At 58.5% G+C, this 17,150-nt stretch carries 19 protein-coding genes; 6 read left to right on the plus strand and 13 right to left on the minus strand.

Annotation, left to right across the window (positions count from 1 at the left end; translation table 11 throughout):
- The first annotated feature begins 5 nt into the window (after positions 1-5).
- A complete protein-coding gene (locus V1603_RS01085; RefSeq protein WP_163330664.1) occupies positions 6-938 on the plus strand; it encodes a LysR family transcriptional regulator in 933 nt (310 codons plus the stop codon).
- A 41-nt stretch (positions 939-979) separates the two neighbouring features.
- Here the strand turns inward: V1603_RS01085 and mdcH are convergent, their stop codons facing one another.
- The 8 genes from mdcH to mdcA form a co-directional block, all read right to left on the minus strand.
- A complete protein-coding gene (mdcH, locus tag V1603_RS01090) occupies positions 980-1,876 on the minus strand; it encodes a malonate decarboxylase subunit epsilon (RefSeq protein WP_116342645.1) in 897 nt (298 codons plus the stop codon).
- Positions 1,876-2,493: a malonate decarboxylase holo-ACP synthase gene (locus V1603_RS01095; RefSeq protein ID WP_316380260.1), complete on the minus strand. Its 618-nt coding sequence runs from the start codon at positions 2,491-2,493 to the stop codon at positions 1,876-1,878. Before V1603_RS01095 ends, mdcH begins: the two co-directional genes overlap by 1 nt.
- Positions 2,494-2,495: 2 nt before the next feature.
- Complete coding sequence (locus V1603_RS01100; RefSeq protein WP_116342649.1) at positions 2,496-3,455, minus strand: AEC family transporter; 960 nt, start codon at positions 3,453-3,455, stop codon at positions 2,496-2,498.
- A gap of 125 nt (positions 3,456-3,580) precedes the next feature.
- Entirely contained in the window at positions 3,581-4,381 is an 801-nt protein-coding gene (gene mdcE, locus V1603_RS01105) for a biotin-independent malonate decarboxylase subunit gamma (protein ID WP_163330667.1), read from the minus strand.
- Complete coding sequence (locus tag V1603_RS01110; RefSeq protein ID WP_395313395.1) at positions 4,381-5,214, minus strand: biotin-independent malonate decarboxylase subunit beta; 834 nt, start codon at positions 5,212-5,214, stop codon at positions 4,381-4,383. The genes mdcE and V1603_RS01110 overlap by 1 nt, the downstream gene beginning before the upstream one ends.
- Positions 5,207-5,506, minus strand: coding sequence for a malonate decarboxylase acyl carrier protein (gene mdcC, locus V1603_RS01115; RefSeq protein ID WP_395313396.1), 300 nt, complete (start codon positions 5,504-5,506; stop codon positions 5,207-5,209). Before mdcC ends, V1603_RS01110 begins: the two co-directional genes overlap by 8 nt.
- 9 nt (positions 5,507-5,515) lie before the next feature.
- Complete coding sequence (locus V1603_RS01120; RefSeq protein ID WP_116342655.1) at positions 5,516-6,373, minus strand: triphosphoribosyl-dephospho-CoA synthase; 858 nt, start codon at positions 6,371-6,373, stop codon at positions 5,516-5,518.
- Positions 6,373-8,028: a malonate decarboxylase subunit alpha gene (gene mdcA / locus V1603_RS01125; RefSeq protein ID WP_116342657.1), complete on the minus strand. Its 1,656-nt coding sequence runs from the start codon at positions 8,026-8,028 to the stop codon at positions 6,373-6,375. Before mdcA ends, V1603_RS01120 begins: the two co-directional genes overlap by 1 nt.
- A 228-nt stretch (positions 8,029-8,256) precedes the next feature.
- Between mdcA and V1603_RS01130 the strand changes: the two genes are divergently transcribed.
- The 3 genes from V1603_RS01130 to V1603_RS01140 are packed head-to-tail and all read left to right on the plus strand — an operon-like array spanning position 8,257 to position 10,394.
- Positions 8,257-9,279: a hydrolase gene (locus tag V1603_RS01130; RefSeq protein WP_302221003.1), complete on the plus strand. Its 1,023-nt coding sequence runs from the start codon at positions 8,257-8,259 to the stop codon at positions 9,277-9,279.
- Positions 9,276-9,494 carry a YheU family protein gene (locus V1603_RS01135; protein ID WP_013099053.1) on the plus strand — a complete coding sequence of 73 codons (219 nt, stop codon included), beginning with the start codon at positions 9,276-9,278 and terminating at the stop codon, positions 9,492-9,494. Before V1603_RS01130 ends, V1603_RS01135 begins: the two co-directional genes overlap by 4 nt.
- 30 nt (positions 9,495-9,524) lie before the next feature.
- Positions 9,525-10,394, plus strand: coding sequence for a phosphoribulokinase (locus V1603_RS01140; RefSeq protein WP_116342661.1), 870 nt, complete (start codon positions 9,525-9,527; stop codon positions 10,392-10,394).
- Between the two features lie 66 nt (positions 10,395-10,460).
- On the opposite strand, the gene V1603_RS01145 is transcribed toward V1603_RS01140, so the two are convergent.
- The gene (locus V1603_RS01145) at positions 10,461-10,865 is read right to left on the minus strand and encodes an OsmC family protein (protein ID WP_116342663.1); all 405 of its coding nucleotides are present in this window, start codon (positions 10,863-10,865) and stop codon (positions 10,461-10,463) included.
- 311 nt (positions 10,866-11,176) lie between these two features.
- Between V1603_RS01145 and crp the strand changes: the two genes are divergently transcribed.
- Both crp and V1603_RS01155 read left to right on the plus strand, forming a co-directional pair.
- Positions 11,177-11,809 carry a cAMP-activated global transcriptional regulator CRP gene (gene crp / locus V1603_RS01150; protein WP_000242758.1) on the plus strand — a complete coding sequence of 211 codons (633 nt, stop codon included), beginning with the start codon at positions 11,177-11,179 and terminating at the stop codon, positions 11,807-11,809.
- A 57-nt stretch (positions 11,810-11,866) separates the two neighbouring features.
- Positions 11,867-13,954 carry a YccS/YhfK family putative transporter gene (locus tag V1603_RS01155; RefSeq protein WP_395313961.1) on the plus strand — a complete coding sequence of 696 codons (2,088 nt, stop codon included), beginning with the start codon at positions 11,867-11,869 and terminating at the stop codon, positions 13,952-13,954.
- Here V1603_RS01155 and V1603_RS01160 read toward each other — a convergent pair.
- The 4 genes from V1603_RS01160 to ppiA all read right to left on the minus strand — a co-directional run bounded on the left by V1603_RS01160 (position 13,951) and on the right by ppiA (position 17,114).
- Positions 13,951-15,171: an aspartate aminotransferase family protein gene (locus V1603_RS01160; protein ID WP_233003211.1), complete on the minus strand. Its 1,221-nt coding sequence runs from the start codon at positions 15,169-15,171 to the stop codon at positions 13,951-13,953. The two genes, V1603_RS01155 and V1603_RS01160, sit on opposite strands and share 4 nt — an antisense overlap.
- A gap of 86 nt (positions 15,172-15,257) precedes the next feature.
- Positions 15,258-15,821, minus strand: coding sequence for an aminodeoxychorismate synthase component 2 (pabA, locus tag V1603_RS01165; protein WP_116342670.1), 564 nt, complete (start codon positions 15,819-15,821; stop codon positions 15,258-15,260).
- A 30-nt stretch (positions 15,822-15,851) separates the two neighbouring features.
- Positions 15,852-16,436: a putative adenosine monophosphate-protein transferase Fic gene (locus V1603_RS01170; RefSeq protein WP_116342672.1), complete on the minus strand. Its 585-nt coding sequence runs from the start codon at positions 16,434-16,436 to the stop codon at positions 15,852-15,854.
- Between the two features lie 105 nt (positions 16,437-16,541).
- Complete coding sequence (gene ppiA / locus V1603_RS01175) at positions 16,542-17,114, minus strand: peptidylprolyl isomerase A (RefSeq protein WP_116342674.1); 573 nt, start codon at positions 17,112-17,114, stop codon at positions 16,542-16,544.
- Between the last annotated feature and the right edge of the window lie 36 nt (positions 17,115-17,150).

Consider the following 17,150-nt stretch of genomic DNA (forward strand, 5'->3'; position numbering starts at 1 on the left):
GGGTTATGCGTTTCGATACCACGTGCGACATTACATTCCGTAAGCTCAGCATCTTCATGACCTTCATGGAGAAGGGGAACATCGCGCGGACCGCCGAAACGCTGGGCCTGAGCGGCGTCAGCGTACACCGCGCGCTGCACACCCTGGAAGAGAATGTGCGCTGCCCCCTATTTACCCATAAGGGGCGTAACCTGATTGCGCTCCCCTCCGCCTGGACGCTGCTGGAGTATTGTCAGGAGGTGATGCAGGTGATGGAGCGCGGGCTGGAAGAGTCCCGCAAAATTGCCGGTGTTGGTCAGGGGCGGCTGCGCGTGGGCACGCTCTACTCGCTGACGCTGGAAACCGTGCCGCGTCTTATTATGGGTATGAAGCTGCGCCGTCCCGATCTCGAAATGGATCTGACGATGGGCTCCAACGACACCCTGCTGCACATGCTGGACGAAGGCTCGCTGGACGCGATTCTTATCTCCATTTCCGAAAGCGACATCGACCGTAACAGCCTCGAAGTGCTGCCGCTATTCCATGACGACATCTTCCTTGCTGCACCGGCTTCCGCCACGCTGAATACCCGCGGCCCCGCGGATCTGCGTGATTACAAAGACCAGAAATTTGTCGCTCTTGCAGAAGGGTTCGCCACGTATGCAGGGTTTCAGGAAGCGTTTCATATCGCCGGGTTCGAACCGGAGATTGTTACCCGGGTGAATGACATTTTCTCGATGCTGAGCCTGGTGCAGGCTGGCGTTGGTTTTACGCTGATGCCGGGCAGGATGAAGAAGGTGTACGAGAATTCCGTGCAGCTCCTCAAGCTGGCGGAGCCGTACCAGATGCAGCAGCTGATCGCGATTGTCTTTGCCCGCAACCGTGAGCATGATCCGAGCCTGCGGGCATTGGCCGCCGAGGGGCGGATGTATGCGCGCAGCTTGCAGGAAAGTGTCTGATATATTGCCCGGTGGCGGCTGCGCCTTACCGGGCTAAAAACTCACGCACGAAGTCGCTTCGCCAGATGCACCGCCACGTCCACCCCGCTGCGCTCCAGCGAAATGGTCTCTCCTTCCCACGCAGCCTGCCGCGTCAGGCAGGTCAGTACGCCGCCGGGCGGCATTTCAATCGCCAGTCGGGCTTCACGTTCGTTAGCGGAAATCACCGCCTCCTGCCAGCGCACGGTTCGCGCCATGTTCATCGCCAGATCGTCAGCGATTTTTTCCGGCTGCCAGAGCACGCGGCCGGTACTGCCGCTCAGGTAGGCGCAGCGTGGACGAGCCAGCGTGACGGACTCAAACGCCGCCGCCAGCTTTTGTGCCGGTTCCGACAGCAGTTCACAGTGGGACGGCACGCTTACCGCCAGCCGTCTGGCCTTACTCGCCCCTTTTGCCAGCGCGCGTGCCGCCACCTGCGCCATCCCGTCATCGCTTCCGGCGATCACGATCTGCGTTTCAGCGTTCAGGTTGGCAATGTAGGTTCCGGTGCCCTCAATCAGCGTTTCCACCTGCGGCAGGGTTAAGCCCATGATTGCCGTCAGGCCGTAGCCGTGCGGGTAAGCCTGCTCCATCAGATCACCGCGCAGCGCCACCAGCTTCAGCGCGTCCGAAAAGTCCAGCGCGCCTGCGATAACCGCCGCCGGATAAGCGCCGATGGACAGCCCGCTGACGATATCCGGCGTCACGCCACGGCGCTCCAGCTCGCGCCCCCAGGCCACACCGGCAATCAGCAGCGAAAGCTGAACCGCGCGGGTATGGGTTAACGCGTCTGCGCCGTCCAGCGTATCCACTTCGGCGCCAAGCACCTCTCGCGCCTGTTCCAGCTCCGCTCCCGGCAGTTTTTGCAGCATCCCTTCATGCTGCGTGCCCTGTCCCGGAAAGGTAAACAATATTTTCATCACTCCTCCCTGCGCCACGGATCCGCCACCAGGCGCGGTCCGCGGCGAGTTTTCAGCAGCGTTTTTCCGTCGCGCAACCACTCCGCCAGCGCGAAGCCTCCTTCGGGCGTATCGACCTGCGTATCCGCCCGGCACAATGCGCGGCTCAGCTGCGACTGCCATGCGGTAAAAGCATCGGGGGAAATCGGCTGCGGCGCGCGGATCAGCAGATCAAGATCGCTGTCGGCATGTATAACCGGAATGCCGGTCGCCAGCGCGTAGCCGGTGCTGCCGGTAATACCCCACGTCCACGGCCATGCCTGCTGAGCAAGCTGCAGCGCCACCTGAACCGGCGGCTGGGTGACAAACGGCGAATGCAGCAGATCGGCGGTAACGCACAGATCTTCAGGCGATATCACGCGCAGCACGTTTTCCGGCTTCACCCATCCGGCCGCACGCTGGTCGCGACGCAGACCGCGCACGCCAACGGGAATGCGGCCTTCACTATCAACATCACGCCGCACCACTACCGGCAGGCCAGTATGCCAGGCCGCCTCCACCCAGGATTCGGTGATGCCTTCCAGCGCGTCGCGCGCGGTAAGCCAGATGAGGTCGTGCGGGCGTAATGTTGTGGTCATGATTACATTCCTGAAGTCAGCGAGATAAATAGCGGCAGCGACAGGATACACAGTACAGAGCTTAACAGCAGCACGGCCTCAGCATCCGGCGACTGCACGCCAAAACGGTTACCGAACACTACGCCGAAGAAGCCCGCGGAGAGCGCAATCATCAGGATAGCGGTGATCGCCACGGAGCCGTGCAGACCGAAGATAAGCACAATACCCCAGGCAATCGCTGGCTGTATCAGCAGCTTGGCGATGGTGGAGGTTATCACCATGGTGTTGATCTGCAGCTTGCGGGCAGAGAGGATCACCCCGGTCAGGAACAGCGCGGCAGCGGTGGCGGACAGCCCCAGCGGTTTAATCGCCGCAAGCACCAGTTCCGGCATTTTGATCCCGATGGCGGAAAGAATCACGCCCAGCAGCGGGCCCATCACGATCGGTTTCTTAATGGAGCGCCACATCAGCACCGGCAGCATGGAGAGCGTTGAGCCGGAATTATTCCCCTCGGCGCGTGCTTTCTCACGCTCCAGGATCAGCAGGCAGAACGGGGTCATCAGCACTGAGCCGCAGGCAATAGAGACCGCAACGGAAAGCGACGTGGACGATCCTTCACCCAGCACGCTGCCCAGAATAGGCAGGCCAAGCGCCGCGTAGTTCGGTAAGGCTACCGTCAGGGTCAGCACGGCTGCGTCCTGCGGGGATTTCTTAAAAACGTTGGTAGCGAGGAAGTAGATGGCCGCATAGGTAATCCACATCGCCAGCGTCAGCACCAGAATCAGCGGTGACTGCGCCACGATGCCGGTCCACGGGGTTTGCACGGTGGCGCTGAACAGCGCGGCAGGCAGGGCAAAATCCATCACGAAGATATTGAGCAGGGAAACGTTTTTGTTATCGACCATCTTTGCCTTACCGGCCCAGAATCCCAGCAGCATGATGACGAAAATCGGTGCAAGAGCATGAACAATTACGTAAGTCATAAATCACCTGTAGTAAAAAAGTTTAAGCACTGGCGCGATGATTATTATTTTCAGGATGCAGGCTCCCGCGCGGGCGCAGCAGGCGCGCCCACGGGGTTTGCATCTCTGGCAGGTCTTTTTTTTACTTACCAGCTGGCTCGCATACGTTCGCGTACGAGCGCCGAGCTGCGGCGGTTGTCAGCACCGAGACGATTTTTAAGCGTCGCGTCCTGACGAGCGTCACTGATGGCCTGTTGCAGGGTGGTTTTCACCTGAGCCAGATCGTTATCGGATGGGGCATCCGGGTTGCTGATGTCCAGCAGGCTGGAGAGCAGTCCCAGCGTGGCATAGTTGCTGATGTCGTACGCCATGGGCGGAATGGTTGCCGCCAGTTTTTCCAGCGCCTCGACGGTACGTAGCGTGATGCGCGCGGCGGACTCTTTACCCATCGCGTGGATCAGCACGCCTTTGTCGTTAAAGGCGATCAGACGGTTGGCCTGGTAGCCGTGCGCCAGGAACGCGCCGGACATCGCCTTGCCGACGATAAGCCCAATCACCGGGTGACCGGCCAGGCGCGCGTTAGCATACGCAGCAGCGGCTCCCGCCAGCGCCTGATGAATACCAAACGCCTCTTCGCGACGGCCATAGGCCTGGCTTGGGACGTCGATCACCGCCACAATCGGGCGCTTCACGGCCTTATCGGCATCCGCCGCTACGGTTTCGCTGACCACTTTTGCCAGCGTCCAGCCTTCCAGCAGACCCACTTCGCCTTTCGCCGCCCGCGGGAAGTGGTTGTTGGCATCCGGCACCACGGCCACAAAGCGCACCGCCTCACCGTTCAGCTCGCCGTCTGCCGCCTGTACGGACGGGCAGAGCCCTTCGATACGTTTGGCGTTCGGGGCGAGGGTTTCCAGCCAGAGCTCGCCACGGCTTTTTGAATTACTCATCATTTCACCTCCCGGGCAAAAAGCGCGTTAATCTGTTCGGCATCGGCCTGTTTGCGGGTGTCGAAATTGGTCAGACGGTTCAGGTAATCGTCGTAGTTATCGGTGCGGTGTTTCGCCGGGACGCCTTTGGCAATCGCCTCGTTCATCGCGGCTTTCACCGCGTTTACGCCGTCGCCCACCAGGGCATCCACCAGCCTGCTTTGATAGCGCACTTCGCCGCCGGTCATGCTCCAGATAAACGGACGGTCGCGGGAGTCGTACTCTTCAATGCCCGCTTCCTGCTCGATAACCTGCGGACCGTTCAGGCCGAGACGCGCTTCGCGGGTCACAATCAGGTAGCTGCACAGCGCCGCCGCGATGGACATGCCGCCGAAGCAGCCCACGGTCCCGGCCACGATCCCGATAACGGGCGTGTAGCGACGCAGGTCTACAATCGCCGCGTGGATATCGGCAATCGCCGCCAGGCCGAGGTTAGCCTCCTGCAGACGCACGCCGCCGGTTTCGAGGCACAGCACTGCCTGAGTCGGAATGCCGTTGCGGTTATCTTCCGCCGCCAGCTCCAGTGCCGCCGCCATTTTGGCGCCGGACACTTCGCCCATGCTGCCGCCCTGGAACGCGCCTTCAATCGCGACCACGACCGCAGGCTGACCGTTGATGGTGCCTTTCGCCACCACCATGCCGTCATCGGCCTGCGGGACAATGCCCTGTGGCCCAAGCCACGGGGAGATAATGCTTTCAAACGGATCCAGCAGTTCGCGGTAGCTGCCGTCATCCAGCAGGGCTTGCGCGCGCTGGCGCGCTTTTAGTTCGATAAAGCTGCTATCATCACGCATGGCTCACCCCCTCAAAAACCTGTTCGATGCGAATGCGCGCCACGCCCGGCGTCGCGCCAAAATCGTGGATGGTCAGTTTGCCTGCAGGCAGGCTGCTGACGGTGTGCAGGCGGTTGAACAGCGCCTCCCAGCGGCCACGGCTGTTGTCGACGGAGGTGGTGATGTCAACGATTAAGGTCTGGCCCGGTTCGGCGGTGAAGAGCACCTCCATATCCCCGGAGCCGACGACACCTGCCAGCGCCCTGCCGCTTAACGCGCGGCTGGCGGGCACGGTCAATATAATTTTTTCCATAACATCCTCTTAATGCTTTGAATAAGGCGTTTCGACACGATCGAGAAACAGCGCGGCGGCAAGCAGGTCGGCAGCGCCGCCCGGTGAAGCGTTAAGCGCCAGCATCTGACGGTCCAGGTTCGCCAGCGCCTGCTGGCCTTCGGACGTTGCACAGCCTCCGGCGTTCAGTACAGCGCGGGCACCGCTCTGCATGGCGTCCAGCCCCTCCATTCCGGCGCGGGACAGCACGCAGGTATCGGTGAGCGAGGTCATGATGGCCATCAGCGCGTCGAGCCTGGCGTACGTTTCGCTGCTACCGTTGAGACGGCTGAGGCGAAGCTGCGGCAATGCGCGCCGCATAACGTGCGGGAATGCCTGCTGCGCCTCTTCACGCGCGCCCGGCACGCGGTAGCGGTGCGTGGCTCGCAGGCCTTTGCTGAACACTTTCGGTGCCGCCTCGTCCGGGAGTTTCGCCAGCTGCGCGGCAGTGTTCGCGACGGCCTGCGCAGTTGCATCCCCGCCCAACATCGCCACCGCGCTTACCAGCAATCCCAGCGCCCAGATCGCGCCACGATGGGTATTCACCCCGTCGGTGGCCGCCATCATCTGCTTCTCGCCTTCGCGGCCAAGACGGCCAACGGTTTGTCGAAGCGCAATATCTGCCGGACGCAGCCAGCTTTGCTGCGCCAGCGCCTGAAACGTGGGGGTCAGGCTGCGCGCGGAGCGCTCCATCAGCGCAAGGGATAAATCGTGGTGCGCGCCGTTCCCCCGACTGTCCACCAGACCGGGTTTCGGGCTTAGACGTGCTTCGTCAATCAGACACTGCGTGGCGGTTCGCGCCAGCCATTCGGCACCGCCTTCAGCCTGAATCTGGGGCAGAAGTGTCATTACCAGCTCCGGAATTTCGCAGGTGGGTTATACAGACCGCCGGACCACTCCACGAGGTCAGACACGCTGCCCGCAGCCAGCAGAGAGCGGGTGGCGTCGGTGCGGCGAATCCCCATATCTTCCGGATACACCACCTTGCCGCTCTGGCGCAGTTCCGCCACGCGCCTGGCGTCCACACCCAGGCCGATATCGGTGATCCCCGCGACGGCGGCGACCATGGCACGACGCTCTTCCAGATCTTTCGCCCGGTAGAGGTAGGCAATCCCCTCTTCCGTCAGCACGTGCGTCACGTCATCGCCGTAAATCATCACCGGTGCCAGCGGCATGCCGGAGGCTTTCGCCACGTCTACGGCATCGAGTTTTTCCACGAAGGTTGGCTTCACGCCCGCCTGGAAGGTTTCCACCATCTGCACGACGAGTTTTTTACCGCGCTGCATTGGGTCAGGCTCGGTGATCATGTTCAGCCAGGCCGGCGTGGCGTGGCGGCGACCATGCGGGTCATGGCCCATGTTTGGCGCACCACCGAAGCCAGAAAGACGACCGCGAGTCACGGTTGAGGAGTTGGCGTAACCGTCAACCTGCAGCGTAGAGCCGATGAACATATCCACCGCGTACTGGCCCGCCAGCTGGCAGAAGGCGCGGTTGGAACGCATGGAGCCGTCGGCACCGGTAAAGAACACGTCCGGACGGGCGCGGATGTACTCTTCCATCCCCAGCTCGCCGCCGAAGCAGTGCACGCTTTCGACCCAGCCGCTTTCAATGGCCGGAATCAGCGTCGGATGTGGATTCAGCGTCCAGTGCTTACAGATTTTGCCCTTCAGACCGAGCTGTTCGCCGTAGGTAGGTAGCAGCAGCTCAATCGCCGCAGTGTTAAAGCCGATACCGTGGTTCAGGGACTGCACCTGATGCTCCGCGTAGATGCCTTTGATGGCCATCATCGCCATCAGAATATGTTCCTGTTTAATCAGGCGCGGGTCGCGGGTGAACAGCGGTTCGATGAAGAACGGCTTATCTGCAACGACCACGTAGTCAATCCAGGAGCCTGGAATATCTACGCGCGGCAGATCGCACTCGTCGTCCACCAGCTCGTTCACCTGTGCGATGACGATACCGTCGTGGAACGCAGCGGCTTCCACCAGCGCCGGGGTATCTTCGGTACTCGCCCCGGTGTAGAGGTTGCCTTTGCGGTCCGCTTTAAAACCGGCAATCAGCGCCACGTTGGGCGAAAGGTCGACATAGAGGCGTGAGTACAGTTCGATGTAGGTATGGATCGCGCCGATTTCGAGCTGACCATCTTCCAGCAACTGGGAGATCCGCAGGCTTTGTGTCCCGGAGAAGGAGAAATCCAGCTTGCGGGCGATGCCTTTTTCAAAGATATCCAGATGCTCGCTGCGGCCAACGCTCGGCATGATCATATGCAGGTCGTGGACGATTTGCGGGTTCACTTCGGCAAGCGAGCGGGACAGAAAATCCGCCTGCTTCTGGTTGTTGCCCTCCAGTACGACTTTGTCGCCCGGTGCGATCAGTTTTTCCAGCATGCCGACAATATCGCCGGTTGGCAGTACTTTCCCCTGCACCGGTACGGACGCCAGTCGACGCGCTTTCTCGCTGCGTCGTGTGTTCCATTGCCGCGCGGGTGTTTGCCCAGATAACATTATTAACCTCCTGATTCAGCACATCATTCTGATTTGCTTAACGTTGAGTAAAGTCTGCGCTCTGGCGAGAAAGGCATCAATTAAGCGTAGGGCGGAATCATTAGCCTGAGAGTAATAATCAAGGTAAATATTTGTGATCGGGATCAGTTCCTGGTTCGGAAATCCAGGCTAAACGGGGTACAATTCGGAAAGTATCGTAAATTTCCGACAAGAATCAGCATCGCGCTTATGACCCAAATCATTCCTTCAGACTTCGACATTGCGGCCGAAGACAGCACCGAGTTCGTGCCCCTGCGCGGCGTGGCCAATCCCCATTTGCAGACCATGCTGCCGCGGCTGATCCGCCGCAAGGTTCAGTTCACTCCGCACTGGCAGCGGCTTGACCTGCCAGACGGTGATTTTCTGGATCTCGCCTGGAGCGAAGCGCCGGAACAGGCGCGTCATAAGCCGCGGCTGGTAGTCTTTCACGGTCTCGAGGGGAGCCTGCACAGCCCGTATGCACATGGGTTAATTGAGGCGGCAAAAGCGCGCGGCTGGCTCGGCGTGGTGATGCATTTTCGCGGCTGTAGCGGCGAGCCGAACCGGCAGAAACGCATTTATCACTCGGGTGAAACCGAAGACGGAACGTGGTTCTTACACTGGCTGCGGGACAACTTTGGCACCGTGCCAACGGCCGCCGTGGGCTATTCGCTGGGTGGAAATATGCTCGCCTGCCTGCTGGCCAAAGAGGGCGACAGCGTACCGCTGAATGCTGCAGTGATTGTTTCCGCGCCGTTTATGCTGGAGCAGTGCAGCTACCATATGGATAAAGGCTTTTCCCGCGTCTATCAGCGCTACCTGCTTAACCTGCTGAAGGCCAACGCGGCGCGTAAGCTCAAGGCCTACCCGGATACCCTGCCGGTAAGCCTGCGCCAGTTGAAAAAGGTGCGTCGTATTCGCGAGTTCGACGATCTGATCACTGCGAAAATCCACGGCTTCGCCGATGCAATTGACTATTATCGTCAGTGCAGCGCCATGCCGCTGCTCAGCAAAATCACGCAGCCGACGCTGATCATTCACGCCAAGGATGACCCGTTTATGGATCACCACTCGATCCCCGCGCAGGAATTCCTGCCCGACAACGTTCACTATCAGTTAACTGAACATGGCGGCCACGTTGGGTTTATCGGCGGCACGCTGCGCCGCCCGAAAATGTGGCTGGAGGCGCGTATTCCTGACTGGCTTACTCCTTACCTGGACGGTGCAAAATGATCATTCCCTGGCAAGATCTGGCTCCCGAAACGCTCGATAATCTGATTGAAAGCTTTGTATTACGCGAAGGCACCGATTATGGTGAACATGAGCGTTCGCTTGAGCAAAAGGTCAACGATGTTAAACGCCAGCTGAAAAGCGGCGACGTGGTGCTGGTGTGGTCAGAACTGCATGAGACGGTCAATATCATGCCCCGCAACGCGTTTCACGGCTGATCTTCCAACCTTTTCAGTCAGGGAGTTGCTATGTCTGCCAGACATCCCATTATTGCCGTTACGGGGTCGAGTGGTGCGGGAACCACCACCACCAGCCTCGCTTTTCGCAAGATTTTCGCCCAGCTGAATCTCCGTTCGGCGGAGGTCGAAGGCGACAGCTTTCACCGCTATACGCGTCCGGAGATGGACATGGCGATCCGCAAGGCGCGCGATCTGGGTAAACACATCAGCTACTTCGGCCCGGAAGCCAATGATTTCGGTCTGCTGGAGCAAACCTTCCGCGAATACGGGCAGAGCGGTACCGGGCAGTCCCGAAAGTATCTTCACACCTACGATGAAGCCGTACCCTGGAACCAGGTACCAGGCACCTTTACCCCCTGGCAACCGCTGCCGGAACCCACCGATGTATTATTTTATGAAGGATTGCACGGCGGCGTGGTTACGCCTCAGCACGACGTGGCGCGCCACGTGGATCTGCTGGTCGGGGTGGTCCCTATCGTTAACCTGGAGTGGATCCAGAAGCTAACGCGTGACATGAGCGAGCGCGGCCATTCGCGCGAGGCGGTGATGGACTCCGTGGTGCGCTCCATGGAAGACTACATCAATTACCTCACGCCACAGTTCTCCCGCACCCACATTAACTTCCAGCGCGTGCCGACGGTGGACACCTCCAATCCGTTCGCGGCGAAAAGCATCCCGTCGCTGGACGAGAGCTTTGTGGTGATCCACTTCCGCAATCTTGAAGGCATTGATTACCCCTGGCTGCTGGCGATGCTGCAGGGCTCGTTTATTTCGCACATGAATACGTTAGTGGTGCCGGGTGGAAAAATGGGGCTGGCAATGGAGCTCATCATGACGCCGCTGGTTCAGCGGTTGATGGAAGGGAAGCAGATCGCGTAAAGATGTTCCCTCTCCCCGTGGGAGAGGGTTAGGGTGAGGGCATCAACACGCACGATGCCCCGTGAATCACACCTCAATCACTTCATACGAATGCGTAATTTTTACCGCTTTCTCCAGCATTAGCGCCACAGAGCAGTACTTCTCCGCAGACAGGTCCACCGCGCGTGAAACCGCCGCGTCTTTCAGCGCTTTCCCGGTGACAACAAAGTGCAGATTAATGTGGGTGAACAGGCGTGGCGCCTCTTCGCGACGTTCTGAGGTGAGTTTAACCTCGCAATCCGTTACGTCATGACGACCTTTTTGCAGAATCGACACCACGTCAATCGCGCTGCATCCACCTGCCGCCATCAGCACCATTTCCATTGGGCTCGGCGCTTTATCGCCGGAGTTACCATCCATCAAAATCTGGTGTCCTGACGCGGACTCCCCCAGGAACGTTAAACCTTCAACCCACTTCACGCGCGCTTGCATATTCATTAACTCCAACGTTGCATTTTTGGTGACAGATTACGCGTGCGTTACATTTCTCGCAATGGAAGGCGACCTGCATCATGCTGAAGCGAGACACCAGGAGACACGCGGCGAAAGCTATGCTAAAACACTCAGGATGCTACAGTAATACATTGACGTTACACATGTATGCAGAGGACATCAAACTTTACTGGCTGCGAAACGTTACGACAGCCGACTTCCCAGGGTATGGGTAAGAATTCGATTGCAACCCCAGAGTCCGGATGCATCTGATGACTCTGGTGACAGCTTATAACAGAGGATAACAGCGCATGGTGCTTGGCAAACCGCAAACAGACCCGACTCTCGAATGGTTCTTGTCTCATTGCCACATTCATAAGTACCCATCGAAGAGCACGCTGATTCACCAGGGTGAAAAAGCGGAAACGTTGTATTACATCGTCAAAGGCTCGGTGGCAGTGCTGATCAAAGATGAGGAAGGGAAAGAGATGATCCTTTCTTATCTGAACCAGGGCGATTTTATCGGTGAACTGGGCCTGTTTGAAGAAGGCCAGGAACGTAGCGCCTGGGTTCGTGCAAAGACAGCATGTGAAGTGGCTGAAATTTCTTACAAGAAATTCCGTCAGCTGATTCAGGTAAACCCTGACATCCTGATGCGTCTTTCTTCCCAGATGGCGCGCCGTCTGCAGGTGACGTCAGAGAAAGTGGGTAACCTCGCCTTCCTGGACGTGACCGGCCGTATCGCGCAAACCCTGCTGAACCTGGCGAAACAGCCAGACGCTATGACCCACCCGGACGGCATGCAAATTAAAATTACCCGTCAGGAAATTGGTCAGATCGTTGGTTGCTCCCGTGAAACAGTGGGCCGTATTCTGAAAATGCTGGAAGATCAAAACCTGATCTCCGCCCACGGTAAAACCATCGTGGTTTACGGAACCCGTTAATCCTGCTTAAACGGCGTGCCATCGCGAGGTGTCACGCCGTTTTTGTCTCTTTTCCCCATGTGGCGCAGGCTGATCTATCACCCGGAAGTTAACTACGCACTGCGACAAACGCTGGTGTTGTGTCTTCCTGTGGCCGTGGGCCTGCTCCTAGGTCATCTTCAGCAGGGCCTGCTGTTTTCCCTCGTGCCCGCCTGCTGCAACATCGCCGGTCTGGACACGCCGCATAAGCGCTTTTTCAAACGCCTGATTATCGGTGGCTGCCTGTTTGCAGGCTGTAGCCTCGCGGTGCAGCTGTTACTGGCTCGCGATATTCCCCTGCCACTGATCCTGACCGTGCTGGCGATGACCCTCGGCGTCACGGCGGAAATCAGCTCGCTGCACGCTCGCCTGCTTCCAGCGTCACTCATTGCGGCCATCTTTACCCTGAGCCTCGCCGGGAATATGCCCGTGTGGGAGCCGCTGCTGATCTACGCCCTCGGCACGCTGTGGTACGGGCTGTTTAACTGGTTCTGGTTCTGGCTATGGCGAGAGCAGCCGCTGCGAGAATCTCTGAGCCTGCTCTACGTGCAGCTTGCGGATTACTGCGAAGCCAAATACACCCTGCTCACCCAGCATACCGATCCGGAAAAATCCTTACCGCCGCTGCTGACGCGCCAGCAAAAAGTGGTGGATTTGATAAGCCAGTGCTATCAGCAGCTGCATATGCTCGCCGCAAACAAGAACCACGAGTACAAACGGCTGCTGCGTACCTTCCAGGTGGGGCTGGACCTTCAGGAGCATATCTCCGTTAGCCTTCATCACCCGCAGGAGGTGCAAAAGCTGGTTGAGCGCAGCCATGCCGAAGCGGTGATTCGCTGGAACGCGCAGACCGTCTCCGCGCGCCTGCGGGTGCTGGCTGACGATATACTTTATCACCGCTACCCCACGCGCTTTAACATGGACAAACAGCTCGGCGCGCTGGAGAAAATTGCCCGTCAGCACCCGGAAAATCCGGTCGGCCAGTTTGCCGCCTGGCACTTCAGCCGCATCGCCCGCGTGCTGCGCACCCAGCGACCGCTTTATCCCCGCGACCTGATGGCGGATAAACAAAAACGTCTGCCGCTGCTGCCGGCGCTCAAAAGCTATCTTTCTCTTAAATCGTCCGCCCTGCGCAACGCCGCACGAATTAGCGTCATGCTCAGTATCGCCAGCCTGATGGGCATGGCGCTGCACCTGCCGAAACCCTACTGGATCTTAATGACCGTGCTGTTTGTCACCCAGAACGGCTATGGCGCCACGCGGGTGCGCATTCTGCACCGGGCGGGCGGCACGATGGCGGGGCTGATTATTGCAGGCGTGACGCTGCACTTTCACGTGCCCGAGGGCTATACCCTGGCGGGCATGCTGGCTATCACCCTGGTGAGCTATCTAATCATTCGCAAAAACTACGGCTGGGCGATGGTGGGCTTTACGGTAACGGCGGTATATACCCTGCAACTGCTTACGCTTAACGGCGAACAGTTCATCGTTGCCCGCCTGATCGACACGCTGATTGGCTGCCTGATCGCCTTTGGCGGTATGGTCTGGCTGTGGCCACAGTGGCAGAGCGGGCTGCTGAGGCAAAACGCCCACGACGCGCTGGAGGCCGATCAGCAGGCCATTCGTCTGATCCTGAGCGACGATCCGCAGCCTTCCCCGCTTGCCTACGAACGTATGAAGGTCAACCAGGCGCATAACGCCCTCTTTAACTCGCTGAATCAGGCGATGCAGGAGCCGGGCTTTAATTCACATTATCTGGCGGATATGAAGCTGTGGGTGACGCACAGCCAGTTTATCGTCGAGCATATCAACGCCATGACGACGCTGGCGCGCGAGCACACGATGCTGACGCCGGGTCTGGCGCAGCGCTATTTGCAGTCGTGTGAAATTGCGTTGCAGAGGTGTCAGCAGCGTCTGGAGTATGACGCGCCGGGCGAATCGGGCGACTCAAACATTCTGGAAGCGCCGGAGACGTTAACCTACGGGCCGATGAGCACGCTGGAGCAGCATTTGCAGCGTGTGCTGGGACATCTGAACACCATGCACACCATTTCGTCGGTGGCATGGCGTCAGCGCCCGCATCACGGGATTTGGTTAACGCGCCGGTTAAAGCGAACCGAGTATTAGCCTTTAACGAGCTTCGCGACCGCCGCGGCAAAGCGGGTTAACCCGTCTTCTATATCTTTTTCTTCCACCACCAGCGACGGCGCAAAGCGCATCACGTCCGGCCCCGCGTTGAGCACCATGACGCCTTCATGCGCGGCAGCGTGAAGGAAATCGCGCGCGCGGCCTTTGTACTGCGGCTTCAGCTCGGCGCCAATCAACAGCCCCATTCCGCGGATCTCGCTGAACACGTCGTACTGTTCATCAATCTTTTTCAGGTGTTTCACAAACAGCTCGCGTTTCGCGCTAACGCCGTTCAGCACTTCCGGCGTGTTGATGATGTCGAACGCGGCTCCCGCCACGGCGCTCGCCAGCGGGTTACCGCCGTAGGTGGAGCCGTGAGATCCGACGTGGAACGCGGAGGCGATCTCCTGCGTCGTCAGTACCGCACTCACCGGGAAACCACCGCCGAGCGCTTTGGCGCTGGTCAGAATATCCGGCGTCACGCCGTAGTGCATGTAAGCAAACAGGTCTCCGGTACGCCCCATCCCGCACTGTACCTCATCAAACACCAGCAGCGCCTGATGTTCGTCGCACAGCGCGCGCAGCCCTTTCAGGAACTCCGGGGTCGCCGCCGTCACGCCGCCTTCACCCTGAATCGGCTCCACCACTACCGCGCAGGTGTGGTCGTCCATCACCGCTTTCACCGCGTGCAGATCGTTAAACGGCACGTGGACGATGTCGGCCGGTTTTGGGCCAAAGCCGTCGGAATACTTCGGCTGGCCGCCAACGGAGACGGTAAAGAAAGAGCGTCCGTGGAAGGCGTTATGGAAGGCGATGATTTTGGTTTTGTAAGGACTGTGACGCGTTGTCGCGTAGTAGCGCGCCAGCTTGAAGGCGGTTTCGTTGGCCTCGGTGCCGGAGTTCATAAACAGCACGCGCTCGGCAAAGGTGGCATCAATGATCTTACGGCCCAGGCGCAGCGCCGGTTCGTTGGTGAACACGTTACTGGTGTGCCACAGGGTTTCGCCCTGGGTTTTCAGCGCCTCCACCAGCGCAGGATGGCAGTGACCCAGCGCCGTAACCGCAATACCGCCCGCGAAATCCACATACTCTTTGCCCTGCTGATCCCAGACGCGGCTGCCCTTCCCCTTCACCGGGATAAACTCAGCCGGTGCATAAATCGGCAGAATCACTTCATCGAATGTCGCGCGGGTAATTGCTGGTTGTTCAGTTGCCATGTCATGCCCATCCATTTTATGTCACATTGATTGTGAAAATATAATCACAAAATATGCATAAAAAATCACAGCAAGGCAACAGATATTCAGCGATTAAGGAAATTTGCCAGCAGCGCATGCCCCTGCTCGCTGAGGATACTTTCCGGGTGGAACTGTACGCCTTCGAGATCCCACTCGCGGTGGCGAATCCCCATGATCTCCTGGGTATCGCTCCAGGCGGTCACGTCAAAGCAGTCGGGTAGCGTCGGCGGGTCAATCACCAGCGAATGGTAGCGCGTCACGGTTAACGGGTTATTAAGCCCTGTGAATACGCCCGTGCCGGTGTGGGTAACCGGCGAGGTTTTTCCGTGCATCACTTTTGCGGCACGCACGATGGTAGCCCCAAATACCTGGGCAATCGCCTGATGACCCAGACAGACGCCCAGGATCGGCAGCCTGCCGGCATAGTGTTGAATAACGTCCAAAGAAATGCCCGATTCCGATGGCGTACACGGCCCCGGCGAAATGACGATTTTCTGCGGAGCCAGCGACTCGATATCGGCCAGGCTGAGCTCGTCGTTGCGGCGGACAACCACCTCTGCACCCAGTTCGCAAAAATACTGGTAAAGGTTCCAGGTGAAAGAATCGTAGTTATCTATCAGCAGAATCATGGCGGCTCCCGAAAAAAATGCCGCCCTATTCTACTCAGATTCCCGCGCTTCGCTCACTACTTTGGCAAAGATAGCGCTCAGTGCGCTCAAATCGCCCATGGCGCCGCTTCGGTTCGCCGCTACCCACTGCTCGGGATCGATATCCCGCCAGCTCAGCGCGTAACCTGCATGGATAGCCAGCTGTTCAAAGAAGACGCGCTGCGCAATGCCATTACCACGGATAAAGGGATGCAGCATGTTGATTTCACAGTAGTAGTGACTCACTTTGTCAACAAACGCCGCTTTTTCCAGACCCACAAGATACTTTTCGCTTTCCAGCGCCGCCATCAACTCATTACCCATCTTCTCGATGTACTCAAAATGGCAAAAGGGAATGTCACCCTTAAAAATATCGTCGGTACGGAATTCGCCTGCCTGCCTCATCTCTCTGTGATACAGATGACGGTGAATAAGGCACAGATGCGGTAACCCGGGCGCTGAAGGCCCAAGCTCCAGCGTCTCAATGCCGGGCTCTGAAGGACCATTACCTTTTTCAAGGAGACAACTGGCCTGAAAATTGACGTTACGCTGCTGCTCCCAGAGACGGGATTTTTGCTTGTCGGTGAGTTTTTTCACTTAACGCCTCCCTGAATAGTCCGTTTGCCACAAGTATAAGCAGCAAAACGCGCTTTCGCAGGGAGGGGACACAGCACGGGCGAGGATCGCCCGTGTCGAAGAGGCTTATGGCAGAACTTTCGCGGAGAGGATCACGACAGGTTTGGACGGCACATTCTGGTACGGGCCAACGTCATGAGTCGGTACCTGCGAAATCTTGTCCGCCACGTCCATCCCTTTCACAATTTTACCGAAGACCGCATAGCCGAAGTCGCGCTGGCCGTGGTCGAGGAAGGCGTTATCCGCCACGTTCAGGAAGAACTGGCTGGTAGCGCTGTCTTTATCCGCAGTGCGCGCCATGGAGATAGTGCCGCGCTTGTTCAGCAGGCCATTGTCCGCTTCGTTTTTAATAGGCGGGTTCGGCTGTTTCTGCTGCATCTGCTCGTTGAAGCCGCCGCCCTGAATCATGAAGCCAGGGATCACGCGGTGGAAGGTGGTGTTGTTGTAGAAACCACTGTTCACGTAGTCGAGGAAGTTTTTCACAGAAACCGGAGCTTTCTGGCTATTCAGTTCCAGCTCAATGTTCCCGGCAGAGGTGGTCAACAGAACGTGAGGGTCCCCATTTGCTGCCAGCGCAGCAGGGGAAACGGCAGAAAGAGCAAACACAGCTGCGACAGCCGCCAGTGTTGATTTGAGCATGAGAATTCCTTAACAAAGCGCAGTATAAAAAGCGAA

This window comes from Enterobacter sp. ECC-219 (assembly GCF_043966805.1).
Taxonomy (GTDB): Bacteria; Pseudomonadota; Gammaproteobacteria; order Enterobacterales; family Enterobacteriaceae; genus Enterobacter; species Enterobacter cloacae_N.